Genomic DNA, 25,049 nt, shown 5'->3' with positions numbered 1-25,049 from the left:
TTTCTTTTTATCGTGATTGCAACAATAATTATACAAAATAACTGGTAAGTTTTAAGATGTTTAATTTTATAAAAACAGCCACTCGTTAAAGTGGCTGTTTTGTATTTATAGCGATAAATTTTGCGGGTCTTGATAATTGTTCCAGAAGCGTAACAGTATGATCTGGTTTTGTTCAATTTTATAAAACAAAGTGATCTGTTTTACTACAGGTACTTGGTAGGTGTCCCCCCCTGCTGCCGCTAGAATGCGCTACCGCTAGCATTTGCTAGTGGCGGTATGGATTGGCAGGACAAGGGCAGGAAACAACAAAGCCACGGCCTATTTTTATGGTGGGTTGTGGTTTTGTTTTTTATGCAGAGTAAGCTTTTTTGGTTTTGGTATCTCGTATAAAAGCATCAATGATCTTGGTAATGGTATTTTTATCGTCATTAGCAAGTTCACTAGCGCTCGAACCAGATAACGCGGATTTGTACCTTATATCCGTAGGTTTATTATAAAAAATCCCCTGCTCCCGTTAGTATACGCTCCCGCTAGTTTTCAAAACTAGTGGCGGCAAAGATTGGAAGGGTTTGAGTAAGCAGGTTCAAGTAAAAAATAAAATCAAAAACAGTCATGTTTGTAAAAAATGTGACTGTTTTTTCTATTTTAGACGTATGAGCAGAAACTACAAATTTCATAATAAAAAAGGTTTATACTTTGTCAGTTTTGCTACGGTCAATTGGATAGATGTTTTTACAAGGCAGGTCTATTTTGATGTATTGGTAGATAGTGTAAGCTATTGCAGAAAACACAAAGGTTTTGAATTATACTGTTATTGCTTTATGCCGAGCCATATACACTTTATTTTTCGTTCCACAAATGATCAGCCATCAGAGTTACTTAGAGATTTTAAGCGACATACTTTTGAAACCTGTAAAGTAGGAAATGGATTATATAAAAATATAAAAAAGAACCTTTTTTTAGTGATTTTAGATCAGAATAAGTGCTGAAATACGTCATAAATCTCCTGTTTTTTATGGAGAAATAAGGTGGTTTCTGGTCTGTATTCAAAGGGAGTTTTCCAGAAAAAGTATATAGAAGTAGCCTTCGAGCTCGTTCCGAATAATAGAGAAAGCAATAGAAACCGATTTTGCTTTATGAGGTAAGCATACCAGAATCAAAGTCGTACAACTGCTACTTTTTCTACAGCAATAAGAGAGATTGGGGAAAGATCCGGAATGGTAGGATTATTCATGGTACGGTTATCATCCTCCAGTGTGGTAAATGTATAGACCGGATTTGTTCCAGGATTACTATCGATCATATTAATGACGACAGTACTTCTTCCGGAATAGGTACCGCTGTCATCCAGAAATTTTTCGCTTCCTTCTCCTATTTGAACACCATTTCTGAATACTCTGACATGAGGTAGCGGCCAGTGATTTCCGGTATTATTGGCTACTGCCATAAGATTGATTTTTACATGATCCGGAGTACCGGTATAAGTAATGGTACTGGGAGCGGCAAAAGTCCATCCTGTATCGCTTCTGGTTTGAGTAACATCCAGGGTAGCATTGCTGTGAATGTCTGCATCATCTACCTGCCCAGCCCAGATAAAAGATTGATCGACCAGTATGGTCGAAGTCGTCGTTACAGTTCCGGTATTTCCGATTTGTTGCCAGTTGGTTCCGTCACTTTGCAACCACAAAATACTGCTTCTTGGAACCGTCGTCTGAGCAGTATTGTTCGCATCCCGATAGCTGCTGATTGCCTGGGTAGTAGCTGTGGTGTTTTTGATTACATAAATACGACCGTTGACAGTATTCGCAGCAGGAAGGGTAGTACTGAGGGTGGTCGTAATAATCACTGTGTGATGATCTTCGGTCAGTGTAATATTGGTTGTAGGAGTGACAATCGAGGTAGCTACGGATCCTGCGACCTGTAGGGTAGAATTAGCCAGTGTTCCTGTATTAATTCCTACCCGGGGTTTGGCAGTGAGGGCATTGGCACTTCCCTGTATGCGCATTAATTCTTTTTTGGTTCTATCCCGGTAATCATACCGCTTAAAAATAAATGGTTCAGCCCCATCATCCCCGATAATAAATTCTAGTTCTCCATTGTTGGATACTCCGTTAGAGCCTACCTCAAAAAAGTCTGTACCGGCAGCACTTCCCTTTAGCCGGAAGTTCCCATCACTATTGGTAAAAAACATAGGTTTGTAAAAAGAAGCTGCATTGGCTTGAAATTGTAAGGCAGAAACACCATTATTCCCTTTTACATACGTAAGATATTGATCGGGATCATCATAGTCTTCAAATGCTTGTTCCAGTCCCAGTGTTTGCCGCCTTCCAAATTCCAGGATGCTGATATTATTGGATCGGATATCCATCGCAATATCATCCTGTGTTCCCAGAAAAGAGGTCGAAGCAATGCCATTATTTCCATCAATTAGCCAGTTGTCATTCGTAGTAGATACCCAGTTGGTCCCATCGAATATATAGATCTTTTTGGTTTCTATATTGTACAATAAAGAACCTTCTGCGACACCAGTAATCCCATTCATTTCCACAGTGGTGGCAGTAGTGGGCAATCCCATAACAGAATTTGCGTCAATTTGCGCAGTTGCCGAAAATGTGTAAAACACAAATACAGCCAGTACATATATTTTTATAGCTGATATAGAGTAATTCCTATTCAAAAATACGGATAAGGAGGAAAGTGATAGCATATGGTTGATTACAAATGGGTTATTGGGTTGATGTTAAGTTACTGAATTCTTCAGACTTTTGAAAATTACGGATTTACCTTTGTATCGTTTTTTTTGTAAAAAAAAATGAATTTTTCCCTTTTTCAGCACAGAAAATAAGTCCTCACTGACGATTAATAAGTGAGGGGGGATAGTTTCAGCAGATTGTTGTCTATTTGTATACAACGGTTCCCCGAGTATTAAGCGGTACAGGGCTACCCCTCCAAAAAGGAGATTCATTACATACGTTTTAAAATGCTTCGGCAATCCGTGTCGAATATTTATAATAGTTCCCTTTGGATGCCTCATCAGCTTGCTGCGAGGGAGTTAACTACTTTGTATATCTGTATTGGGATGGATAGGGAATAGTACTGTTGACGAACACGAGAATTGACCGTCTTTGCTATAGCACATTTCGGTTTTATATCAATACTAAACAATAATATATTATGAAGCACTATTACAAACCATCAGGGAAGTTTTCGATCTTGTCGATTCTCTATTTTTTGATACTGTCGGTAACGGCATTTCCGATATTGGGTGTTATATATGCCTACTGTATCCGGTACATTCCATTTGTGTATATCAATTTTTTAATTGCTGCCGGTTTTGGTTTCGGGCTTGGTTTATTGATAAATATTGTGGTAATTAATAAAGGAAAAAACCGAAATCCAAGGATATCAGCGGTGTTGGGAACACTAGGAGGAGCAGTTGCATTATATGTACATTGGGCGGTATGGGTGCAGTTAGTGATTGCAGATGGAACTCCTGATGCAGGAATGGGGCAATTATTCACTTTGGTAACTGATCCGGGAATGTTGGGAGAATGGATTGCAAAAATAAATGAAGTAGGTACCTGGGGCATTAGAAACAATGCAGTACATGGCACTTTCTTATCAGTTATTTGGGGAATAGAAGCACTGATTGTTATAGGAATTAGTACGTTGATATCATTTCCGAGAGCCAAACAGCCTTTTTGTGAACAGGATGGTGTATGGTTTGAAGAAACCGTATTGCCGGCATTGAATTATATAGGCGATACCCCAAAAATGGTTGCCGAATTGGAAAAAGGGACAGTTACCGCTTTTGATGAGATAAGTCTGGCAGCGACGGAGGAAAAAGATCACAGTGTAATTACGGTGTATGCTTCTAAGCGGGGAGATTGTTATGTAACTGTACTAAATAAGAAAGCAAAAATAACAGATAAAGGAAAGATAGAACATACAGATGAAGCCGTGGTTTCTTATATCAGACTTAATCAATCATTAAAGGAACAGCTATTGAAATTTCAAAGCCATACAACCACTGCCTAATTATTATAGGTAGTCGGGGGAATTATGGCATATATTGGGGGTGAGGTTGAAGCGGGGGAGACCCCGCTTTTTTTATGATTTTTTTAAAAAGATTAACGAAAGTCTAACAGTTCATCGTGTCAGGAGACCGCTTTGCATTGCGTCTAACCGCGGTATTAACCTAAAACGATGTTAGTATGTTACACAAATCAAAACAAAAGTGGCTGGTATTGATGGGAATTGTTTTTCCATGTATATGCATAGCACAAACAACAATTAGTGGTTTTTTTTCTAAAAAAGAACAACTTACCGTAGCGAGTAGTTACACCTACAAATTTTATGAACGTTATTATAGCGGAACCCGATTGACAGAGAGGAACCCCCCGGGTTTTGACCGGATTTCCTCTACGCTGGTTTCACTATATGGAGAATACGGACTTACGGATTGGTTATCCTTTACGGCTACATTGCCTTATATCAGTATAGGGAGTGAAGGAGGAGCCTTAGACCCTTATCAGCAAAAAGATCGGATAGAAGGGCTCCAGGATCTCGGTTTTTTTGCAAAAGCTAGGGTTGCCAATGTTTATTTTACAAACGGAGCCTCCCTACAGGCAGGAGTAGCGGCCGGAACCTTTCTCCCGGTAGGGGATTATGAAGGAAGAGGATTGTTATCACTGGGGACCAAGGCGACAACTATGGATGGAATAGGAGTGCTACAGTTTACCACCCCCTTTCGCTTATTTGCAGAGGTGCAGGCAGGGTATAGTTATCGTTATCATAAGGAATACACCGTGCCAGATGCCTTCTTGTGGAGTGCAAAACTAGGGTATTACAACCGTTTCTTTTATACCCACGCAAAAATAGGAGTGCAACAATCCGTTTCGGGTTATGATATCGGGTCTCCGCAGTACCAGGAGGCAGGTCCCGACGGATTGCCTGAAACCCGGGTGAATTATACCAATCTCTCCTTCGATCTGTATATACCTGTATATAAACAAATACTGGGGGTCTCCTCAGGATATAGTACGACAATTGATGGTCGGAATATGAATAAAGAACGCTATTTTTCCTTTGGATTGGTCTATAAACAAGGCTAGTGTTTATGTTTAAGGGGGGGGTAGTGCAAAAGAGATTTGTACAGTAGTAAAGGCATCATAGGTAAGTGTTGTTTCATATCGTAGTAGAAACCATCACGGGGCAAACTCATGAGGCATTCGCTGGAAACAAATTTTTTAATTTCAAGCTTAGCCTAGGGGATTATCCCCTTTAGCGATGCCAATAAAGTGATTGAAGGAGAATCTTGTAAATGCCTGATGTCTTTTTCATAAAAAAGCTTACTTTTGCGTATTCTACGTACAGTATCTAAGTAAACTATGATTGATAAATTAAATATCGTGAAGCAACGGTTCGATGAGGTGAATGATTTAATCATTCAGCCGGATGTGATTGCGGATCAGAAAAGATATATTAAATTAAATAAAGAGTATAAAGATCTTAAAGCCTTGATGGAGGAGCGGGATCGATATATCGAACTTACGGATAACCTGAAAGAGGCAGAGGAAATCATTGATGACGGGAGTGATGCGGAGATGGTGGAAATGGCAAAACTTCAGTTAGAAGAAGCCAAAGAAGAATTACCGGCATTGGAAGAAAAAATCCGGATGATGTTGGTGCCAAAAGACCCTGAGGATGCGAAGAACTGTGTGGTAGAAATTCGTGCAGGTGCCGGAGGAGATGAGGCGAGTATTTTTGCAGGAGATCTATTCCGTATGTATACCAAGTTTTGTGAAAGCAAAGGATGGACAACCAGTGTGGTAGATCTGAATGAAGGAACCAGTGGAGGATATAAGGAGATTATCTTCGAGGTGAATGGAGAAGATGTATATGGAACCCTGAAGTTTGAAGCAGGAGTACACCGGGTACAACGAGTGCCTCAGACAGAAACTCAGGGGCGGGTACATACCAGTGCTGCTTCTGTTATTGTATTGCCAGAAGCCGAAGAGTTTGATGTAGAGCTGGATATGCAGGAAGTACGTATCGAACGTACGACTTCTACCGGTCCAGGAGGGCAGTCGGTAAATACGACATATTCTGCGATTAAATTACACCACGAGCCTACCGGTATGATTGTCAGTTGTCAGGATCAGAAATCCTCACATAAAAACCTGGAAAAAGCCCTGAAAGTACTTCGATCCAGATTGTATGAGATGGAATTAGCAAAGAAACAGGCAGCAGATTCTGAAAAGCGAAAGAGCATGGTTTCTTCCGGAGACCGATCTGCGAAGATCAGAACCTATAACTATCCGCAGGGAAGAGTGACGGAGCACCGTATCGGTCTTACGTTATACGATCTGGGGAATATCATTGATGGAGATATCCATAAGATCATAGAAGAATTGCAATTAGTAGCAAATACAGAAAAATTAAAAGAATCCAGTGATTTGTTCTAATTAATAGCATACCCATTTTCTACAGAAAGAAAATGATATGAGTATATAAAAAACCAATTCTAAAAAGAATTGGTTTTTTTAGTATTGAAGTGGTTTAAACTTTTTTGATTTAAGTGAAAAGTAGTGGTTTTGTGTTCAGATGAAGTAATTTTTTAGCTGTATAGCAGAGCTACGGAAGTCAAAAACTTCATTGTATATAATCTAACCTTGTCGCTGATAGGAACTCCTCTTTAGGTAGCATCTATTAATAGGTTATCAGCCATGAAGTATTCCCTAAGTAAATTTTAAATACTCCCGTACTGGGAAATATATTTATGATCATTTCCTTAGAGCTATTCATATGATCGCAATCACAGGATGGGACTGGAAATTAATCGGTTGCTTTTTGCGGTCTGAAAATAAAGTATAATCCGGCAATAATAAATGGAATACTCAGCCATTGCCCGGTAGATAAGATATCTCCAAAAGCGTCTTCGAATCCTCCCTGACTTTTCTTTACATACTCTACGATAAATCGCACTACCCATATAAGGATGAGGTACATACCAAATAAGAATCCTCGATGGTTTCTTTTGTTGGTTTTCCAGTAAAGATACCATAGGATAAGAGATACAAATATATATCCGAATGCTTCGTATAATTGAGCGGGATGTCGATATGGAATTGCTTCCAGCAGTTCAGCAAACTTAGGGTTTTCTACTACTGCTGCATAGGCTTTATTAATGTGTTTGATACCGGTTTCTCTGACAACTTCATTTTTAGACAATCCGTCCCGAACAAACTTAACACCAAAGGCAGAAGTGGTCGGTTCTCCAATGATCTCCGAATTAAAGAAGTTTCCGATACGAACAAAAATTCCTCCAAAAGCAGCAGGAATCGTTACTCTGTCCAAAATCCATAAGGGATGCTTTTTTAGTACTTTCTTAGCGTAGTAGTACATCGCAATAATAAAGGCGATAGCAGCTCCGTGACTGGCAAGTCCCTGAAAACCGACAAAACTAAAAGAAGGATCAAACCGGAAGGGAAGAAAAATCTCCATAAGATTATTCTTGTAATAATCCCAGTCATAAAAAATCACATGACCTAGTCGTGCACCAATCAGGGTTCCTAATACCGCATAGATAAATACAGCATCCAGTTTTTCCATGCTGATGTTTTCCCGAATGTATATTTTTTTCATCAAATACCATCCGACGGAGAAGGCAACAACAAACATAAGACTGTAAAATCGTATCATAAAGAAACCGAGGTCGATCCCTTCGGCAGGGTTCCAGATAATTGTAGTAAAGGTCATTTTGGACTAAAAAGTTTTTTCTAAGGGTAAATATACTTATTTATATGTACTCGAATGATAAAATCAAGTTAACACTTTGGTTTATCGTCTTTGGGCTCAGGAACGGGATCATAGCCACTGCCACCCCAGGGATGACAACTAAAAATCCGTTTTACAGAAAGCCAGCTTCCTCTAAAGACACCGTGTTTTTGCAATGCTTCTATAGTGTATTGAGAACAGGTAGGGTGGTACCGACAGGTAGCAGGAGTCAACGGGGAAATAAATTTTTGATAGCCCCTTACCAATACAATGAATGGCAAGGCGGCTATTTTTTTTATGGAAGTCCTGGCAGCCAAAATACAGATTAATTAAGGGAGAAAGTAGTGCCTTCTCTTCCATCTTTTAACTGGATTCCAATAGCTTGTAATTCGTCCCGGATTTTATCACTGGTCGCAAAGTCCTTATTAGCTCTGGCTTCTGCCCGTAACTGAATTAGTAATTCGACAGCCCCGGATAATTTATCACTGGTATCAGAAGAGGTTTCATTGATATCTGCTAATCCTAATACATCAAAGACAAAATCATGCAGGGTTTTGGTTAGTAAAGCTAAATCAGCGGCACTAATAGTGGCTTTCTGTTCCTTGACCGTATTGATGAATTTAACCGCTTCAAATAATTTGGCAATAAGAATAGGACTGTTAAAATCATCATTCATGGCGTTATAACATTCCTGTCTCCATTCGGAAACATCAAATGTACTGGTCGCCTTGGCAGGGGTGATTCCTTTGAGCGAATGTATTGCGTCAAATAATTTATAGAATCCTTTTTCAGAAGCTTCCAGGGCATCGTTCGAAAAGTCCAGAATACTTCTGTAATGTGCCTGAAGCATAAAAAAGCGTGCTACAGCTGGCGGGAATGTCTTTTTTAGCAAGGGGCTTCCTCCTGCAAAAATCTCCGCAGGAGAAATGATGTTTCCTGTAGATTTTGACATTTTTTTTCCGTTTAGTGTCAGCATATTGGCATGCATCCAGTAATTAACAGGTGATTTTCCGCAAGCGGCTTCTCCCTGGGCAATCTCACATTCGTGGTGTGGGAATTTGAGATCCATTCCTCCTCCGTGAATATCAAATTGCTCTCCCAGATATTTAGAACTCATAACAGTACACTCCAGATGCCATCCCGGGAAACCATCACTCCAGGGAGATGGCCATCGCATGATATGCTCAGGTTCTGCTTTTTTCCACAACGCAAAATCCTGTGGGTTTTTCTTATCAGATTGTGCTGTTAGTTCTCTGGTATTGGCAATCATATCCTCCAGGTTACGACCGCTTAGTTTTCCGTAGTCATTGGTTTCATTGAACTTAACTACATCAAAATAGACAGATCCGTTAGAGACATAGGCATATCCATTGTCTATAATGGTCTTGATAATCTCGATTTGCTCGACAATATGCCCGGTGGCAGTAGGTTCTATACTTGGAGGAACCGTATTGAATTTAGCCAGGATGTTATGAAAGTCCAGCGTATATCGCTGTACAATCTCCATAGGCTCCAATTGTTCCAGCCGCGCTTTTTTGGCGACTTTGTCTTCTCCTACGTCCGCATCGCTCTCCAGATGTCCTGCATCTGTAATATTTCTCACATATCGTACTTTGTACTCTAAATGTTTCAGGTATCTGAAAACAAGATCGAAAGAGATAAATGTGCGACAATTACCCAAATGTACATTGCTGTATACTGTAGGACCACAAACATACATTCCTACATATCCTTCTGTAATGGATTGGAATGTTTCTTTCTGACCTGAAAGTGAATTGTAGATCTTTAATTCTTGATTTTTGTACAATGGATGTATTGCCATGATTGATGCGTAATTTTGTGTTTTTACAAGTTAAATATAGTATTAAAAAGTTGTGTCTAATCTGATGTAATCCAAAAATTCCTGACGTACTGCTTTTTCTTTGAACTTACCTCCGAATTCACTGGTTACCGTACTGCTTTCGATATCTCTGATTCCTCTGGAGTTTACACAGAGATGTTTGGCATCGATTACACAGGCTACATCTTTGGTTCCCAGTACTTCCTGTAAGTCTTGAACAATCTGCATAGTCATTCGCTCCTGTACCTGTGGTCGCTTTGCGTAATAATCCACAATGCGATTCATTTTGGATAGACCAACGACAGTACCGTTAGAAATATAAGCCACATGTGCTCTTCCTACGATAGGTAGTAAGTGGTGCTCACAGGTAGAATACACGGTTATATTTTTTTCAACAAGCATTTCCCCATACTTATAGGAATTGTCAAAAGTTGAAGCTTTTGGTTTATTCTTAGGATTGAGTCCGGAAAAAATCTCTTTAACGAACATCTTAGCAACCCGCTTGGGAGTTCCCTGAAGGCTGTCATCCGTAAGATCCAATCCCAACGTTTCCATAATGTGTTTTACATCTTTCTGGATAAGGGTAATCTTTTCATCATCACTCAGTTTAAAGGCGTCTTCTCTAAGAGGAGTTGTAGCACTGGTTCCGATATGATCGTCTCCTAATGCATCTATTGCTTCAAGGGCCTTGTCTATTTTCACACGTTTAGATTTTATAATTATAAAATAAAGAACGGCTGATTCATATCATTGTGCCGTTGTTTGATTGTACTCGATTATCGAGATTTAAATGCTTCGAGGCATGCCTCGAAATTAAAATTTAATACCTCATGCACTAGCATCGAGGTAGTTTACCGCTTATGTTTTCTATATAAGGAAATCATAAATCGTAAAAGCTCTTTTTGTTTTCTTTCGCTAAAAAGAATATTTATTCTAATTTGCGCACGTTTAACATCATTCTTATTTTATAGAGAAATATTCTTAAAAAAAAGGACACTTATGTTAAAAGTGGGTGCAAAGATACAATTTTGTCGTTTTAGATAATAAAAGCTATCCAAACATTATTAATAAAGTATTCTTAAATCTATAGAGAATAGTATCTTTACAAATAAGATTCCTATGAATAATAACATTTTTACTTCAGTATATTGATTATGAATAAACTATTGCCTCAAATTTCCCTCTACCTACTCATCGCTTTTATGTCTTGCCTGCATACCTCTTATGGTCAAGACGGACTTCCCTGTACGTTATCTACTCCTTTTTGTTCTGATCAGGCACAGGAACTGACTTTTGACAATACTGTCGGAGTGGAAAGCCTGGGAGAAATCGGTTGTTTGAATACCACTCCTAATCCTGCCTGGTTTTTTTTAAGAGTGGATCAGGGAGGGACGCTGGAATTTGATATTGTACAGTGGGTAGACGAAAACGATAACAGCCGCCTGGATAGAAACGAACGCCAGTTAGATGTGGATTTTATTGCCTGGGGACCGTTTACAACTTCTTTTGTGAATTGTGATGTCTTAGCTACAGGTTGTGATAATAACGGAGATGGAGACGGAAGACCTGCAGAATGTGTAAATAATGTAGACGAACCTTTTTATTATCTGGATAATGAGGATAATACGAACATCGTCGATTGTAGCTATTCCAGGACAGAAGCGGTGGAAAAATTAACTATTCTAAATGCACAGCCCAGAGAATACTACATTATTCTAATTACCAATTTTGCCAATGAATCAGGGAAAATACAACTACAGCAAACCAATCTTGGAGAAGAGAATTCCGGGACTACAGACTGTACAATATTAGAGCCGGGATTGGGACCTGATATCGCTACCTGTGGGGTTGTTCCAGTGATGCTTGAAGGCTTTTTTGAAGGGGCAGTGAGTTATCAGTGGTTTGTTTTTCACGAACCGACAGATTCTTTTCAGCCTGTTCCGGGAGCAACCATTCCTGTGTATGAAGCCCCAGGACCGGGCACATATAGACTCGAAGCCAGAGATGGTAGCGGTGCTGTTGTGGGAACAGATGATATTAATGTGAATGACGTGACCAATGCTTTGATATCTGTGGGGTATTCCATCGCAGAAGAATCTTTTGCCGGGAGTTATACCATTACTGCAGAGCCTCAGGTGACAGTGGGAGAAATAAGTGATTACGAATTTAGTATTAATGGAGGCGAGTACCAGTCATCTCCTGTTTTTACCAATGTGCCTCCGGGAGATCATGTGATTACAGGGCGACATATACAAGGATGTAGTGAAAGGGATTCTGAAACCATTATTATTTTAGGATATCCTAAGTATTTTACACCTAATGGAGATGGGTTTCACGATACCTGGCACTTAATTAATATCGAGGATCAGACCACGGCCTTGATTTATATTTTTGACCGGCATGGGAAATTGCTCAAGCAATTACGACCCAATGGAGCAGGGTGGGATGGTACCTATAATGGAAGCTTGATGCCTTCTTCTGATTATTGGTTCCGGGTAGAATTTAATGAACCCAGAGATCCTAATAATAGAAGGAGAGTGTTTAAATCCAGTTTTTCTCTAATACGATAAAATAAAAAAATCCCTTCCCGAATATACTCAGGAAGGGATTTTTGATATGCGCTGTTTTGTCGTTCTAAATTTTTAAATTCAAACTAACTGTGATATTGTTTCGGTAACTATTGATCTGAGCACTGTTCTGGAAGGCAGATCCAGGATAGAACTGTTCTTCTCTTTCCTGTTCAGAATAATCGTAAGCAACATCCAGTCTTATTTTTCCAAAATTATATCCTGTTCCCAGAGAGAATCCTTTTCGCTCTCCTAATATCTGATCGTTTTTATAAGGGCTTTGTTCTAGGAACATTCCTCCTCTGAAGCTCCAGTTATGATGGCGCATTTCTCCTCCTAATCGTGCAGTAGATGCTCCTTGCAGCATGTTGGAAATTTCGTTATTCTGTTCCCGGTAGTCTACACGGTTGTCAGAACTGAACTTTATAGAGCTGTAATCTTTATAGGAATAGTCAAAACTGAGAAGTCCTTTTTTGCCAAATAATAAGGCAATACTTCCTGTGGCTTTTCCGGGTGTTCTAAGTTCGTATTCCGGATATACATTTATAATATCAGGAGCGACGACGAATCGTCCGTCTGTATCGCTAATAGTAACTACGCGCTGGGTGGTTTCTTCATTAATATTATACCAGGTAGGGGATTGGTATGAAGCCCCTACACGCACCATTTTTGATACTTTGGCAATCCCTCCAAGCTGAAAGGAAATACCGGCGCCGGTAGTCGATAGCTTGTTAGAGAAACTAATGTCGTTAATAAAGCTTCCTGTATTTTGATTTTGCTCTCTGAAATTGGTAAAACGGTCAAAGCTGATAAAATGAGTACTGATATTAGCTCCAAGGAAAAATTTATCATTGATTTGCATTGCTCCGTTGAAGGAGAACTTCCCATTGAGTCCAGTTGTCTCATAAGTAAAATCCTGATCAAAGGTTCCACTGGCTACATTAGAGGAGTACGCAGTGCTATTCGGATCATCCGGGTTATCGGATTCGATAATTAGAGATTCAAAACCTAAAAAAGCTTGTTGTGCACTATAGCTTTCATTTTGTCCCAGGTATCGATATAGACCGCTAACAGATTCGTTGTTTTGTACTGTAAGGAGATCCAGAGGAAGTCCTTGCGCTTCTGTCAGGAAATACTGATCAATAGAATTGTTGCTCTGACCAGAAACAAAGAACTGGTCAGCATTATCAGCCGTTTGATCATATGCCATCCCAAAGGTGACTTTGTTGATTGGTCCTGAGGCAGTATTATTAAACACAAAAACAGCTCCAATCTGATTGAAATTCAGGTTTTTTTCAGATTCATCTTGTTGTATTCCGTTATAAATGGCTTCGTTGTAGATACGATCAGCTCCAATGGTTAAGCTGGCAGAGGAGTTGAGAAATACCGCTGAAGCAGCCGGGTTTATTTGTAATGATGAGATATCACCTCCCAGAGCTCCAAAAGCGCCGCTCATCGCTCGGAAACGAGCAGTCCCTTTAATATTGTCATTAGAGTATCGGAGTGCATCATTGATGTCCTGAGCGTTCGCTATGGACATAGAAAGGATACTTATGAATAAAAGTAATTTTTTCATATCAATTTATATGCTATTTAAATTTTTAAAACAATTTTTGCTTTCATTGCTCGGGGTAGAAGCAGGTAACGCTTAGGGAATCCCTCAACATGCAGAACACAATATAGGTTTGCATGTTGATGCTCAGCCCTGATAGAGGATATTACCCTCTGGATCTCGATCTACTTCCTCCTCCAGAACGACCACTGCTGCTTCTCGAAGAAGACCTGGAGTAACTTCTGCTTCCTGAGCTGGATCTGGATCGGGAAGGAGAATATCCTCTGCTGCCACTAGACCTGGATCTGGAAGGCGAATAGCTTCTGCTTCTGGAAGAACCGGAAGAGTAATTTCTGCTTCTGGAGCTGTTACCGCGGGTTCCGTAGTTAGAGGTTCTGGATCTGGTGGATCTTCCGTTATAGTTAGAAGAACGGCTTCTGGAACCACTATAAGTATTACTTCTGCTACGGGTACCGCTATATCTGGAAGTACTTCTACTTCGGTTATACCCTCTGGAGTAGGCATTTCTACCCAAAGCGTTGTATCGTCCTACATAAGCTCCTCTGGCACCTCTGTGAAAAGCGTACCCATATCTGGATCTAAAGAAAGGACGGTAATATGGACCGTAGAATCTGTTATAAGGGAAAAAGTTATAGGAGAAGCCCCAACCCCAGTTCGGACCCCATCCCCAGTTCCATCCCCAATTGTATGGACCGTAGAAAGAGTTCCATCCATATCCATACCAGGGATCGTAAAACCCGATGCCTCCCCAGAATGGATTATAAAACCCACCGGTGTTAATTATGTTTACAGATACATTATCATGTGTGCTGCCCCAGGATGGTTGACTCGCATGATATTGTAGTCCTGTTACTGTTGTATCGATTTCTGTCGTTCCGTTAATGCTGGCATAATCATCCACTTCGGTAAAAATAGCTCCAGGACCGTCTATGTTTTCATACTGCGCAGATTTTGCAGAGAAATAACTGGCATATTTGTTATTAGCGGCTGCGCCAGAAGTCTGGGCAGGAGTTGTGTTTCTGGAAGGGATAGTTTCGGTATTTGTTTGACTTCTTGTGTCATTATAGATACCATCATCATCATAGGATGCATATTGATAAGAACCACAGGATGTCAACATAAGAAGAGCGGCTGCCAGGAAAAACCCTAGCACATGATGTTTCTGAAAATAATTTTTAAGTCGCATATCTCCGTATTTTATTGTTGAACAGTACAAATTTAGTTAGTTTTGTCCTAACTAATTTTTATTTAACACAGGCACAACATTTGTGCCAAATAATAGCATATGGGTAAAAATCTAACAAAACGAAGTGAAGATTATTCAAAATGGTATAATGAACTGGTTGTCAAAGCTGATCTGGCGGAGAATTCAGCTGTACGCGGATGTATGGTTATAAAACCCTACGGGTACGCTATCTGGGAGAAAATGCAAGCAGAGTTAGATAGAAAATTTAAAGAAACCGGGCATCAAAATGCCTATTTTCCTCTTTTTGTACCTAAAAGTCTATTCGAAGCTGAAGAAAAAAATGCGGAAGGTTTTGCCAAAGAATGTGCAGTGGTTACACATTATAGGTTAAAGACAGATCCAGAGGATGCTTCCAAGCTAATTGTAGATCCTAATGCAAAATTGGAAGAGGAATTAATTGTACGTCCTACTTCAGAAGCAATTATATGGAATACCTATAAGGGGTGGATTCAATCTTATAGGGATCTGCCTATATTAGTTAACCAGTGGGCAAATGTTGTTCGATGGGAAATGCGAACAAGATTGTTTTTGAGAACAGCGGAATTTTTATGGCAGGAAGGACATACGGCTCATGAAACACGGGAGGAAGCGATAGCAGAAACAACACAAATGAATGATGTGTATGCAGATTTTGTAGAAAACTTTATGGCGATCCCTGTTGTTAGAGGAAGAAAAACAGAGAGTGAACGATTTGCAGGGGCAGAAGATACATATTGTATCGAAGCACTTATGCAGGATGGAAAAGCTTTGCAAGCCGGAACTTCTCATTTTCTGGGGCAGAATTTTGCCAAAGCTTTTGATGTAAAATTTACTTCCAAAGAAGGGAAGCAAGATTATGTTTGGGCAACTTCATGGGGAGTGTCGACTCGCTTGATGGGAGCATTGATTATGACACATAGTGATGATAATGGGTTGGTGTTACCACCAAATCTGGCTCCTGTGCAGGTAGTTATCGTACCTATATATAAAGGACAGGAACAATTAGATGAGATATCAACGGTAGTAGATGGTTTAGTGAAAGAACTGAGAGCTAAAGGAATTTCTGTGAAGTTTGATAATCGGGATACGCACAGACCGGGAGCGAAGTTTGCTCAATACGAATTGCAGGGAGTACCTGTACGAATTGCTATCGGACCAAAAGACCTGGAAAAAGGAACAGTAGAGGTAGCCAGAAGAGATACCTTGAGTAAATCTATTGTTGCCAAAGAAGAGGTGGTAGCAACAGTTGCAGATCTGCTGAACGAAATACAGGAGAATTTACATCAAAAAGCTCGTACGTATCGCGATGAACATATAACAGAAGTGGACTCCTTCGAAGCGTTTAAAGAAGTGTTAGAAAACAAAGGAGGATTTGTGTCTGCTCATTGGGATGGGACAATAGAAACCGAGCAAAAAATCAAAGAAATCACAAAGGCAACTATTCGTTGTATTCCTTTTGATGCAAAGGAAGAGGAAGGGATTTGTGTGTATAGTGGAAAAAAATCAAATGTTAGAGTGCTGTTTGCCAAGGCGTACTGATTTTTTTTAGAAAAAAAATAAAATAATACTTGGCGAATTAAAAAATAGTCGTATTTTTGCATCCGCAATTGAGCAAGTATTATGGCCCGTTCGTCTATCGGCTAGGACGCCAGGTTTTCATCCTGGTAAGAGGGGTTCGATTCCCCTACGGGCTACAAGTCATAAAAAGTTGCAAAATTAAATAGAAACCTATAAGTTTGCAGCGAAATTAAAACGGAAATAATGGCCCGTTCGTCTATCGGCTAGGACGCCAGGTTTTCATCCTGGTAAGAGGGGTTCGATTCCCCTACGGGCTACAAATTTTTATAATAAGAAATTTAACGAGAAGAGAGATGGCAAACCATAAGTCAGCATTAAAAAGAATCAGAAATAGCGAAACAAAACGCTTAAGAAATAAATATCAGCATAAAACGACTCGTAATGCAATTAAAAAATTACGTGCAGCTGATAAGAGTGAAGCTGAGAAGTTATTTCCTTCTGTGGTTTCTATGATTGATAAGTTAGCAAAGAGAAATATTATTCATAATAATAAAGCAGCTAACTTAAAATCTCAATTAGCAAAACACGTAGCAGCTCTTTAAGAAAAGTTTCTACATATAATATAAAGAAAACTCTCCTTATTTCAAGGAGAGTTTTTTTATGTTTATTTTTTAACAAAATGGAATCTGTAAGGTGATGAAAATTCTATATATTAGGTTTGTTATTAACTAATAAACCACTTAGGGGGAGTTTCGGAACTACAAAAAGCTTCTCAGAGGATAATTCATACCTGGACATGAAAAAAATAATTGTTGCAGCTTCTTTATTGATACTAGTAGCGTGTAAAAATCAGACAGCAGAGGTTTCTATAGCGCCTTCGGTAGATGATGTAAAAGAAACAAAAAAACCTATAGAAGGTACCTGGAAAATGGTGTATGGGGAAATAAGAGAAAAAGATTCACTTCAAATCAAAGATTTATCTAATACGAGTTTTATTAAAATTATTAATGCATCTCATTTTGCTTTTTTTAACCAAAATACCTCAGGCGAGGCTAATTTTTATGGAGGAGGGGGGACATATGAGCTCAATGGGGATGCGTATGCAGAAACCTTGTCGTATACTTCTGTAGATGGTGTCAGGGGGCATCGGTTTCCTTTTACGGTAGAATTTAAAGGGGATACATTGATTCAGTACGGATTGGAAGAGGTAAAAAAGGCAAATATAAAACGTCATATCGTAGAGAAATATATAAGGATTGAGTAGAGGGATCGATTATCCAAAAAAATTAATCGAAGGGATTGTGTCATTGTTTTTTAATTTCTCATAGATATAAGCAGCTGTGGCGATATCTTGTATTGCGGTTCCTGTAGAGTCATAGATGAAAATTTCTTTAGCATTGGTGCGTCCTTTTTTCTTGTTTATTAAAAGTTCTCCTAGCTCGCAATAGATGTCATCCGGAGAGATGATGTTTTGTTGTATTGCGTGTTGTGATTCGCCTACTGTGATTACTTGATTTTTGATATCAGCAACAATTTTTGCAGTTTTCATGAGTTTAGGATCCAGTTCGCTCTTGCCTGGGCTGTCAGCTCCTACTGCTCCAATAAAAGTTCCTGGTTGTATCCACTTTCTGGATATAAAAGGTGTTGTCGAAGGGGTGCAGGTGATGATGATATTACTATTGAGACAAAGGTCTTCTATAGAGGTAGTTGTGATAGGGTGCTGTACTTTGGATTTTAAGGAATCAGCAAATTTAGTCGCCTTTTCAGGATTCCTGCCACTGACCGTTATTGTTTCGACCTTAATATTTTCTATTAACATTAGTAGTTGAGCTGCTGCCTGATTTCCATATCCGATAACTCCGAGATGGATCGGGGCATCTGGTTTTAGGTATTTAGCAGCGATAGTGGTTGCGGCAGCTGTCCTCATTGTGGAAATTGTCGTAGATTCGAAAATGGCCAGCGGGTATGCATTAGAAGCGTTACTGAGGTAGATAATTCCTAAGATGTTAGGAAGGTTGAATTTTTTGGAATTACTAAAGAATCCTCCGTTGCATTTCAGACCGTAGTAAGGTGTCTGGTCTAAAAGCCCTCCTGTTTTTATATGATATTCCCCTTCAGGAGCATCGGCATGAATCAGATCTGTTTTAATAATGTGATGTGATGCATGTAGGATATGTGCTTTTTCTACCGCCTGTATGTAATCTTGTGAAGTAAGTAGATTTTCGAATGAAGATCGGTTGAATAATAATGTTTTATCTGGTCTCATAATCTTTCGATGGTTTTTTGTGAATTAGTGATGTATTTTTTCATAGAGTTGGCAGTCATACATGCGTGGACAGGTAGGATATGTATAAGTTGTCCGATGTTGTATTGGGAGATATCCTGTTCCGGTACAGCAATGATTCCATGTTCTTGGGATATGCTTTTTAGGTAGGTGTCTGGGATACATCGGGTCGGTGTATTTGTAGTGGGATCGATGATCAGACCGTATATTTTTTTATCCTCTTCGAGAATAAGGTAGTCTTTGGAGAAATGAACGCCTCCACCATAAATGAGAATTTCATTTTTTTCGGGATGAATGGCTACTATAGGGCACACCATGGTTACTGCAATTTCATTGATGGTATTTGACCCTATGTAGTGTTGGGTTAGGTCGTAAAAAACAAAGTTGCCAGGTCTGATTTCATCAATACCATTAAAATTATCAGAAACACTACAACTGGGAGTGTCTCCATAGGAGAGAATAAGATCTGGATATAGAGTAGAGAATTGTTTTTTTAATGGAGTGAAAACGGATAGTGCTTTTTCGTGTACGTCGATGATTTCTTGTTTAGACCGGCATTGATAGGTGTGACCTGCATGGGCAAGAAATCCTTTGAATGTTAAAAGAGAAGAGGCATTGCTGGTCTTGAGAATATTGTTGATTTTATCGGTGTGATGTGGTGAAACTCCTGTCCTGTTGTATCCGACATCGATTTTTATAAAGAAGTTAACTGGGTGTTGTAAGTGTGCTTCCAGAAATGATACGGTATCTATGGATTCTATTAAAATGTTAAGTGTTATTGTACGGGCAAGCTGATTGATTTGTTTTATTTCTAAGATATTGACAGGAAAGGCAACTGTAATATCATTCCAGTCCTTAGAAAAGTACATGGCCATATCAAGAGAGGATACGGTTATTTTTTTTACTCCGAATGCTTTAAACCAGTTTCCTATTTCAATAGATTGGTGTGTTTTGAAATGAGGGCGAAAAATAAGCTGCTGTTTTTCAGCTTTTAATGCCATTTTTCTGATGTTTTTCTGACATTTTTCTTTATCTATTAATAAAGTGGGTTTGGTGATCATGGCATATGTTTTACGTTAAAATATAAATATCTTGATATTAAGATACTTTATGTCAATAGTAAGCTATTTATCTCAATATTGAAATAAAATGGCTACTTTTATTTTTGAAAACAGAAAATATGAATAAAAAAATAAGGGGGGAGTCTGTCGATTTGTTGGATCGATTGGTGAGTGACTGGAAAAGAGAATGTCCTGAATTGGATGTGAATCCTATGGAGATTGTTGGAAGAATTCTTCATTTGGGGAAAATCTTAGAAAAAAGAGCGGGAGATTCACTGAAGGATAGTGGTATTTTTTATACAGATTTAGATGTATTAGCGACTTTGAGAAGGTCTGGAGAGCCGTATGAGTTATCTCCGACTGAGCTAAGAAAATCGGTATTGATTACATCAGGAGCGATGACTGCTTTGTTAGATCGATTAGAAAAAAAAGAATTGATATATCGAAGACCTAGTGAAAAAGATGGTCGGGTTTTTATTGCTGGATTGACTAAGGAAGGGGTTGTTGCGATCGAAGAAGTGATTGCGCATCGGTTTGAGGAGGCAAAATCTTCCATTGCAGTATTTGATGAGTCAGAACAAGAGATGTTGGCTGGGTTGTTGAAAAAGATGATGTTGTTTTTGGAGCCTTCATGACTTTGGCTTGTTTTTTTCTTCGATCCATCTGCTCATATATTCGTTGCTTTTCATGGTGTGGTGTAGTAGCATGGCACCAGTGAAGTTTTGGTTTCTATGTGTTTTTATGTCGGCTGCGATTTGGTTGATTTGATTGATAATGGTATGTCTAAATGCACTTTCCTGAAATCGGGTATTGATGATTTCGATACCATTCTGCTGGGATTGCTCCCAGATATTTTTATGGGTGTAAAGATAGATAGCTGCCTGGGCTAATTTTTCAGGGGTATCAGTTATAAATCCATTCCAATCTGCTTCTCCCTGCATTCCTTCGGCTCCGATAACGGTGGTGATACTGGGAGTTCCGTATCGCATTGCATCGATAAGTTTTCCTTTGATACCGGCACCAAATTGTAAAGGGGCCAGGCATACTCTTGCTTTTCCCATGACATCTGCAGCATTTTTTGCCCATCCTTTAATTAGGAAACCAGAAGAGGCATGATGTAATTGTAAGGCTTTTTCAGGAGGGTAGGAGCCGTAAATATGAAGCGCTGCATCTGGTAATTTTGCACGGATAGCGGGCCATATTTTTTCTTTGAGGTAGCGAATGCTGTTCCAGTTTGGGGCATGCCTGAAATTGCCAATCGTTATAAAGTGCTTTCTGTGATCATACGATGCCCAGCTGTTTTTTGTCTCCCGGTTAATCTCAGGATATGTTAAAGGGTAGTAGCATAATTGATTTTCAGGAATTAGAAATGTATTTTTTAGTAGATCTATTTCATGTTCTGAAATAATAAGAGAACAGTCGCTTCTGTGGATACTGGCGAGTTCTCGTTTGGTGTATTCACTGGACAGGAGTAATTGTGGTGTGTGTGGGATATTTTTTTTAAAGGCTTCTTCCCTTGTTTTTCTGAGAGAATGCAGGTCTTCTGTATTTAGGATTCGAATAGCATCAGGAGTATGCATTGCTACGCGCCAACCAAATTGTTCTTCTGTCATAAAACGATCGAAGACAACGATGTCTGGTTGAAGATTCTTGATAAAATCATCGAATGAGGTGTCGTTAATAGCAATTTGTTGTTTGGTTACCCCTATGTGATCAAGATCAAACATATACTCACTTTCTGAAGCAGCACTGGCAAAGGTAATGGTGTACTCCTGTTGTAGGTTGTTTATGAGTTGTATCATATGGCTTCCTGCTGCAGAAGAATTAGGCTCGGGCCATACAAATCCAATGATTAGTGCTTTTTTCATATCGTTTAAAGTTGAGCAGATTGTTTATAAGAGCTAAGGGAAAACGTAGTTTTTGTACTATTTTACTCGATAATCGAAATGTAAATACCTAGAGGGATTTAATTAATATAGTGCTTATTTTAAATTTTAAGACTTGATCTGTAAGTGTGGGCTTACGTGACAACTTTTTTAAAGGTTTGTATAAAAAAAGCCTCAGTAAAAACTGAGGCGCTATGATCGTAATGCTGTTGGCTTATAATTTAGCAAATATAGCCTGCATTTTTTCTTTTTCTTCTCTCGCGAGTTCCGGATCTACTAAGATTCTACCACTGTGTTCATCAGTGATGATTTTTTTTCTTGTAGCAATTTCCATTTGCACCTGAGGAGGGATCGTGAAAAAAGATCCACCAGAAGCCCCTCTTTCGATGGGTACTACTGCTAATCCGTTCTTAACATTTTTACGGATTCTGTGATATGCGGTAATAAGTCTTTCTTCTATGTCTCTTTGATAGTCAGAAGACTTAGCGATCAGTGCTTGTTCTTCTTTTTCCGTCTCGGCAAGAATCGCATCTAGTTCTCCTTTTTTATGAGCTAAGTGCGCTTCTCTATCAGTAACTTTTTCTTTTGTTTGCTTGATGATTTCGTTTTTCTGAACGATTTGCGCTTTAAATTCTTTAATGTGCTTTTCTGATAATTGAATTTCTAATTCCTGAAATTCGATTTCCTTACTTAGGGCATTATACTCACGGTTATTTCGAACATTTTTTTGCTGCTCTCCGTATTTTTTTATCAAAGCTTTTGCTTCTTCAATCAGATTTTTCTTGTTCTTGATATTTTCATCAATAGTGTCAAGATCCGTGTTTAGCTTGTCTAGTCTCTTATTTAATCCGGCTACTTCATCCTCAAGATCTTCAACTTCCAATGGTAGTTCACCACGTACGTTACGAATCTCATCCACTCTGGAGTCAATTAATTGCAGGTCATATAGTGCTCTTAATTTTTGCTCAACAGTAATTTCTTTCTTTGCCATGTTTTATAAATATTGAATAGGATTGGTATTTTTATCCGATAAAATGATTGCAAAATTACTGATTTTTTTTCTAAGATAGCTAACAATTAGGTTTTTTGTGTATTGTTCGCTTTCATAATGGCCAATATCAGCAATAATTAATCGATTTTCGGCTTCATAAAATTGATGATATTTCAGATCTGAGGTGATAAAAATATCAGCATTGTTTTGTATTGCATTTTTTATAGCAAAGCTGCCACTTCCTCCCAGAACGGCAACTTTTTTGATGGGTTTTCCTAATAAAGCAGAGTGTTTGATACAGCCTGTTTTAAACGTTTTTTTTATCAGTTGAAGGAATTCTTTTTCTTCCATTTCTTCTTCCAGTTCTCCTATCATTCCCATTCCTATATGTTGATTTGTATTTTCCAGTGTGGTAACCTCATAGGCTACCTCTTCATAAGAATGATGTGTGAATAGCGCTTTTAGAACACGACTTTGAGTATGTTTGGGAAAGGTTACCTGAATTTGTGTTTCGGTTTCTGTGTGGGTTTCTCCTTTTTTGCCAATGGTAGGAGATGCTTTGTCAGAAGGTCTGAAGGTGCCTTTTCCTTCTGTAGAAAAACTGCAATGGTCATAATTCCCGATGCTACCGGCACCTGCTTCAAAAAGTTTGTTGCGTATATGCTGAGCTTCTGCTACCGGAGCAAAAGTAGTCAGTTTCTTTATAGTGTTATGCTGAGGAATAAGAATTTTTCTATTGAGTAAGTTTAATTGCTCACAGATCATATCGTTTACTCCGTGAAAAGAATTGTCCAAAGCTGTATGAATGGCAAAAATGGCAATGTCATGTTTAATAGCTTTCATAACTACCCGCTCTACGTAGGTGATGCCGTTAAATTTTTTGATTCCTTTGAAGACAATTGGGTGAAAGCTGATAATGAGATTGCAATTGTTTTCGATAGCCTCATCTACAATATGCTCTAAAGTATCCAGAGTGACCAGTATGCCTGTTACAGTTGTGTTTTTATTTCCTACCAGCAGCCCAACATTGTCAAAATCTTCTGCGTACGAAATAGGTGCTAGTTCTTCAAGGTGTTGTATAACCTCTTTTATTTGCATTGATAATTTTTTTAGTGAAAACAATGTAAAAAAACTTTTGTCAATAATCAAAGGTTGTTCGCTTATTTAGTTCTCTGGTATAAAATATTTACTTTCGCTGTAAAGATGCGTATTTGAGTTTATGTGTTTTTGATAATTCTGAGGATCTATAACTATGAATGTATTAAGAAAGTTACTATTGCCGATTGTTCCGTTTTATTATGTTATTACCTGGGTGCGTAATAAATTATATGATATAGGGGTTTTTACTACTGTTTCCTATGATTTTCCGGTTATAGCTGTAGGGAATCTCAGTGTAGGAGGTACAGGAAAATCACCAATGGTTGAATATCTTGTGGGCTTGCTTAAAGATTCATTTCAGGTAGCTACCTTGAGTAGAGGGTATAAGCGAAAGACTTCGGGTTTTCAGTTGGTGACTGTAAATGCGACAGCGGAGGAAGTAGGGGATGAGCCATTGCAGTTCAAAACAAAGTTCGAAGAAGTATTGGTTGCTGTTGATGCGGATAGAAGAAATGGTATTTCCAGTTTGAGGAAGATGGATCCAAGACCGGAATTAATTTTGCTGGACGATGCGTATCAGCATAGAAAGGTGAACGCAGGGTTTTATATTTTATTGACTGCGTATTATGATTTATATCTGGATGATATTGTATTGCCTACAGGAAACTTACGAGAGCCGATTTCGGGAGTAAACAGAGCAAATATGATTGTTGTGACCAAGTGCCCGAAAGTGCTGACAATTGACGAACAACAAATAATCGAAAGGCGAATGAGGCTACGACCAGATCAGCAACTTTTCTTTGCGACTATTGCATATCAACATTCGATAGTCTCCGGAGAGAAGTCTGTTTTGCTGGAGGAGTTGAAAGATACATCGTTTACACTAGTTACCGGAATAGCGAATCCTGCACCTCTGGTAGCGCACTATGAGCGTATGGGATTAAAGTTTGTACATAAAAAATTCCCGGATCACCATAATTTTACAGATAAAGAAATAGCTGCCTTAAAACAAGAAACTCTCCTTGTTACTACAGAAAAAGATTATATGCGATTAAAAGGGAGTTTTGAAAAGGGGCAGTTGTGGTATCAGCCAATTCAGATGGAGCTATTGGGAAATAAGGAACATTTTGAAAAAGAGATTATAAACTATGCGAAAAAAAAATGAGACTTTGTTAGAAGTCTCATTTTAGGTGCATTTTTTTGGCTAACTCTAAATCAATAATCATA

General features: G+C 38.8%; 22 protein-coding genes and 2 tRNA genes. 11 read left to right on the top strand and 13 right to left on the bottom strand.

Going from position 1 to position 25,049, the window contains the following annotated elements; all coding sequences use genetic code 11:
- Positions 1–530 precede the first annotated feature (530 nt).
- Together HN014_RS00960 and HN014_RS00950 are read right to left on the bottom strand one after the other, a co-directional pair.
- A complete protein-coding gene (locus HN014_RS00960; protein WP_176026871.1) occupies positions 531–677 on the bottom strand; it encodes a hypothetical protein in 147 nt (48 codons plus the stop codon).
- Positions 678–1,156: 479 nt separating this feature from the next.
- Complete coding sequence (locus tag HN014_RS00950) at positions 1,157–2,707, bottom strand: hypothetical protein (RefSeq protein ID WP_176027041.1); 1,551 nt, start codon at positions 2,705–2,707, stop codon at positions 1,157–1,159.
- Between the two features lie 467 nt (positions 2,708–3,174).
- Here HN014_RS00950 and HN014_RS00945 point away from each other — a divergent pair, with 467 nt between their 5' ends.
- The 3 genes from HN014_RS00945 (at position 3,175) to prfA (ending at position 6,467) form a co-directional block, all read left to right on the top strand.
- The gene (locus HN014_RS00945) at positions 3,175–4,038 is read left to right on the top strand and encodes a hypothetical protein (RefSeq protein ID WP_176027040.1); all 864 of its coding nucleotides are present in this window, start codon (positions 3,175–3,177) and stop codon (positions 4,036–4,038) included.
- A gap of 176 nt (positions 4,039–4,214) precedes the next feature.
- Positions 4,215–5,114, top strand: a complete 900-nt coding sequence (locus HN014_RS00940; protein ID WP_176027039.1) for a hypothetical protein — start codon at positions 4,215–4,217, stop codon at positions 5,112–5,114.
- A 276-nt stretch (positions 5,115–5,390) separates the two neighbouring features.
- Positions 5,391–6,467: a peptide chain release factor 1 gene (gene prfA, locus HN014_RS00935; RefSeq protein WP_176027038.1), complete on the top strand. Its 1,077-nt coding sequence runs from the start codon at positions 5,391–5,393 to the stop codon at positions 6,465–6,467.
- Between the two features lie 370 nt (positions 6,468–6,837).
- Here the strand turns inward: prfA and lgt are convergent, their stop codons facing one another.
- The 4 genes from lgt to folE form a co-directional block, all read right to left on the bottom strand.
- Entirely contained in the window at positions 6,838–7,761 is a 924-nt protein-coding gene (gene lgt / locus HN014_RS00930) for a prolipoprotein diacylglyceryl transferase (RefSeq protein ID WP_176027037.1), read from the bottom strand.
- A 68-nt stretch (positions 7,762–7,829) separates the two neighbouring features.
- Positions 7,830–8,078 carry a membrane protein insertion efficiency factor YidD gene (gene yidD, locus HN014_RS00925; protein ID WP_176031008.1) on the bottom strand — a complete coding sequence of 83 codons (249 nt, stop codon included), beginning with the start codon at positions 8,076–8,078 and terminating at the stop codon, positions 7,830–7,832.
- A 26-nt stretch (positions 8,079–8,104) separates the two neighbouring features.
- Positions 8,105–9,601, bottom strand: a complete 1,497-nt coding sequence (cysS, locus tag HN014_RS00920) for a cysteine--tRNA ligase (RefSeq protein ID WP_176027036.1) — start codon at positions 9,599–9,601, stop codon at positions 8,105–8,107.
- 42 nt (positions 9,602–9,643) lie between these two features.
- The gene (gene folE / locus HN014_RS00915) at positions 9,644–10,321 is read right to left on the bottom strand and encodes a GTP cyclohydrolase I FolE (RefSeq protein ID WP_176027035.1); all 678 of its coding nucleotides are present in this window, start codon (positions 10,319–10,321) and stop codon (positions 9,644–9,646) included.
- Between the two features lie 452 nt (positions 10,322–10,773).
- Here folE and HN014_RS00910 point away from each other — a divergent pair, with 452 nt between their 5' ends.
- The gene (locus tag HN014_RS00910) at positions 10,774–12,189 is read left to right on the top strand and encodes a T9SS type B sorting domain-containing protein (protein WP_176027034.1); all 1,416 of its coding nucleotides are present in this window, start codon (positions 10,774–10,776) and stop codon (positions 12,187–12,189) included.
- A 64-nt stretch (positions 12,190–12,253) separates the two neighbouring features.
- Here HN014_RS00910 and HN014_RS00905 read toward each other — a convergent pair whose 3' ends face one another.
- Together HN014_RS00905 and HN014_RS00900 are read right to left on the bottom strand one after the other, a co-directional pair.
- Positions 12,254–13,762, bottom strand: a complete 1,509-nt coding sequence (locus tag HN014_RS00905; RefSeq protein WP_176027033.1) for an OmpP1/FadL family transporter — start codon at positions 13,760–13,762, stop codon at positions 12,254–12,256.
- 142 nt (positions 13,763–13,904) lie between these two features.
- On the bottom strand, positions 13,905–14,945 hold the full coding sequence (locus tag HN014_RS00900) for a hypothetical protein (RefSeq protein WP_176027032.1): 1,041 nt from the start codon (positions 14,943–14,945) through the stop codon (positions 13,905–13,907).
- Between the two features lie 99 nt (positions 14,946–15,044).
- Between HN014_RS00900 and proS the strand changes: the two genes are divergently transcribed.
- The 5 genes from proS to HN014_RS00875 all read left to right on the top strand — a co-directional run bounded on the left by proS (position 15,045) and on the right by HN014_RS00875 (position 17,766).
- Entirely contained in the window at positions 15,045–16,523 is a 1,479-nt protein-coding gene (gene proS, locus HN014_RS00895; protein ID WP_176027031.1) for a proline--tRNA ligase, read from the top strand.
- Positions 16,524–16,606: 83 nt separating this feature from the next.
- Positions 16,607–16,678, top strand: a tRNA-Glu gene (locus HN014_RS00890).
- A 69-nt stretch (positions 16,679–16,747) separates the two neighbouring features.
- A tRNA-Glu gene (locus tag HN014_RS00885) sits at positions 16,748–16,819 on the top strand.
- Between the two features lie 36 nt (positions 16,820–16,855).
- Positions 16,856–17,104, top strand: coding sequence for a 30S ribosomal protein S20 (rpsT, locus tag HN014_RS00880; protein ID WP_176027030.1), 249 nt, complete (start codon positions 16,856–16,858; stop codon positions 17,102–17,104).
- Between the two features lie 194 nt (positions 17,105–17,298).
- Positions 17,299–17,766 (top strand): hypothetical protein, encoded by a 468-nt coding sequence (locus HN014_RS00875; RefSeq protein WP_176027029.1) that lies wholly within the window; start codon positions 17,299–17,301, stop codon positions 17,764–17,766.
- A 9-nt stretch (positions 17,767–17,775) separates the two neighbouring features.
- Here HN014_RS00875 and HN014_RS00870 read toward each other — a convergent pair whose 3' ends face one another.
- Together HN014_RS00870 and HN014_RS00865 are read right to left on the bottom strand one after the other, a co-directional pair.
- Entirely contained in the window at positions 17,776–18,768 is a 993-nt protein-coding gene (locus HN014_RS00870) for an ornithine cyclodeaminase family protein (RefSeq protein ID WP_176027028.1), read from the bottom strand.
- Complete coding sequence (locus HN014_RS00865) at positions 18,765–19,847, bottom strand: alanine racemase (protein WP_176027027.1); 1,083 nt, start codon at positions 19,845–19,847, stop codon at positions 18,765–18,767. The genes HN014_RS00870 and HN014_RS00865 overlap by 4 nt, the downstream gene beginning before the upstream one ends.
- Positions 19,848–19,966: 119 nt before the next feature.
- Between HN014_RS00865 and HN014_RS00860 the strand changes: the two genes are divergently transcribed.
- Positions 19,967–20,482 carry a MarR family winged helix-turn-helix transcriptional regulator gene (locus HN014_RS00860; RefSeq protein WP_176027026.1) on the top strand — a complete coding sequence of 172 codons (516 nt, stop codon included), beginning with the start codon at positions 19,967–19,969 and terminating at the stop codon, positions 20,480–20,482.
- Here HN014_RS00860 and HN014_RS00855 read toward each other — a convergent pair.
- The 3 genes from HN014_RS00855 to HN014_RS00845 all read right to left on the bottom strand — a co-directional run bounded on the left by HN014_RS00855 (position 20,477) and on the right by HN014_RS00845 (position 23,822).
- Complete coding sequence (locus HN014_RS00855; RefSeq protein ID WP_176027025.1) at positions 20,477–21,715, bottom strand: glycosyltransferase; 1,239 nt, start codon at positions 21,713–21,715, stop codon at positions 20,477–20,479. The two genes, HN014_RS00860 and HN014_RS00855, sit on opposite strands and share 6 nt — an antisense overlap.
- Positions 21,716–21,947: 232 nt before the next feature.
- Positions 21,948–22,724, bottom strand: coding sequence for a zinc ribbon domain-containing protein (locus HN014_RS00850; RefSeq protein ID WP_176027024.1), 777 nt, complete (start codon positions 22,722–22,724; stop codon positions 21,948–21,950).
- Between the two features lie 3 nt (positions 22,725–22,727).
- Entirely contained in the window at positions 22,728–23,822 is a 1,095-nt protein-coding gene (locus tag HN014_RS00845; RefSeq protein WP_176027023.1) for a Nif3-like dinuclear metal center hexameric protein, read from the bottom strand.
- A gap of 154 nt (positions 23,823–23,976) precedes the next feature.
- On the opposite strand from HN014_RS00845, the gene lpxK reads away from it, so the two are divergent.
- The gene (gene lpxK / locus HN014_RS00840; protein WP_176027022.1) at positions 23,977–24,987 is read left to right on the top strand and encodes a tetraacyldisaccharide 4'-kinase; all 1,011 of its coding nucleotides are present in this window, start codon (positions 23,977–23,979) and stop codon (positions 24,985–24,987) included.
- Positions 24,988–25,049 lie beyond the last annotated feature (62 nt).

This window comes from Aquimarina sp. TRL1, from assembly GCF_013365535.1.
Taxonomy (GTDB): Bacteria; Bacteroidota; Bacteroidia; order Flavobacteriales; family Flavobacteriaceae; genus Aquimarina; species Aquimarina hainanensis.
This window is presented reverse-complemented; position numbering and strand designations above follow the sequence as displayed.

Coding starts and splice junctions, on each gene's coding strand:
- HN014_RS00865 (WP_176027027.1), bottom strand. CDS start 19,847: ATGATCACCAAACCCACTTTATTAATAGATAAAGAAAAATGTCAGAAA.
- prfA (WP_176027038.1), top strand. CDS start 5,391: ATGATTGATAAATTAAATATCGTGAAGCAACGGTTCGATGAGGTGAAT.
- HN014_RS00900 (WP_176027032.1), bottom strand. CDS start 14,945: ATGCGACTTAAAAATTATTTTCAGAAACATCATGTGCTAGGGTTTTTC.
- lgt (WP_176027037.1), bottom strand. CDS start 7,761: ATGACCTTTACTACAATTATCTGGAACCCTGCCGAAGGGATCGACCTC.
- HN014_RS00940 (WP_176027039.1), top strand. CDS start 4,215: ATGTTACACAAATCAAAACAAAAGTGGCTGGTATTGATGGGAATTGTT.
- HN014_RS00875 (WP_176027029.1), top strand. CDS start 17,299: ATGAAAAAAATAATTGTTGCAGCTTCTTTATTGATACTAGTAGCGTGT.
- HN014_RS00870 (WP_176027028.1), bottom strand. CDS start 18,768: ATGAGACCAGATAAAACATTATTATTCAACCGATCTTCATTCGAAAAT.
- HN014_RS00960 (WP_176026871.1), bottom strand. CDS start 677: ATGAAATTTGTAGTTTCTGCTCATACGTCTAAAATAGAAAAAACAGTC.
- HN014_RS00845 (WP_176027023.1), bottom strand. CDS start 23,822: ATGCAAATAAAAGAGGTTATACAACACCTTGAAGAACTAGCACCTATT.
- rpsT (WP_176027030.1), top strand. CDS start 16,856: ATGGCAAACCATAAGTCAGCATTAAAAAGAATCAGAAATAGCGAAACA.
- HN014_RS00905 (WP_176027033.1), bottom strand. CDS start 13,762: ATGAAAAAATTACTTTTATTCATAAGTATCCTTTCTATGTCCATAGCG.
- HN014_RS00950 (WP_176027041.1), bottom strand. CDS start 2,707: ATGCTATCACTTTCCTCCTTATCCGTATTTTTGAATAGGAATTACTCT.
- HN014_RS00910 (WP_176027034.1), top strand. CDS start 10,774: ATGAATAAACTATTGCCTCAAATTTCCCTCTACCTACTCATCGCTTTT.
- HN014_RS00855 (WP_176027025.1), bottom strand. CDS start 21,715: ATGAAAAAAGCACTAATCATTGGATTTGTATGGCCCGAGCCTAATTCT.
- HN014_RS00850 (WP_176027024.1), bottom strand. CDS start 22,724: ATGGCAAAGAAAGAAATTACTGTTGAGCAAAAATTAAGAGCACTATAT.
- proS (WP_176027031.1), top strand. CDS start 15,045: ATGGGTAAAAATCTAACAAAACGAAGTGAAGATTATTCAAAATGGTAT.
- lpxK (WP_176027022.1), top strand. CDS start 23,977: ATGAATGTATTAAGAAAGTTACTATTGCCGATTGTTCCGTTTTATTAT.
- HN014_RS00945 (WP_176027040.1), top strand. CDS start 3,175: ATGAAGCACTATTACAAACCATCAGGGAAGTTTTCGATCTTGTCGATT.
- HN014_RS00860 (WP_176027026.1), top strand. CDS start 19,967: ATGAATAAAAAAATAAGGGGGGAGTCTGTCGATTTGTTGGATCGATTG.
- cysS (WP_176027036.1), bottom strand. CDS start 9,601: ATGGCAATACATCCATTGTACAAAAATCAAGAATTAAAGATCTACAAT.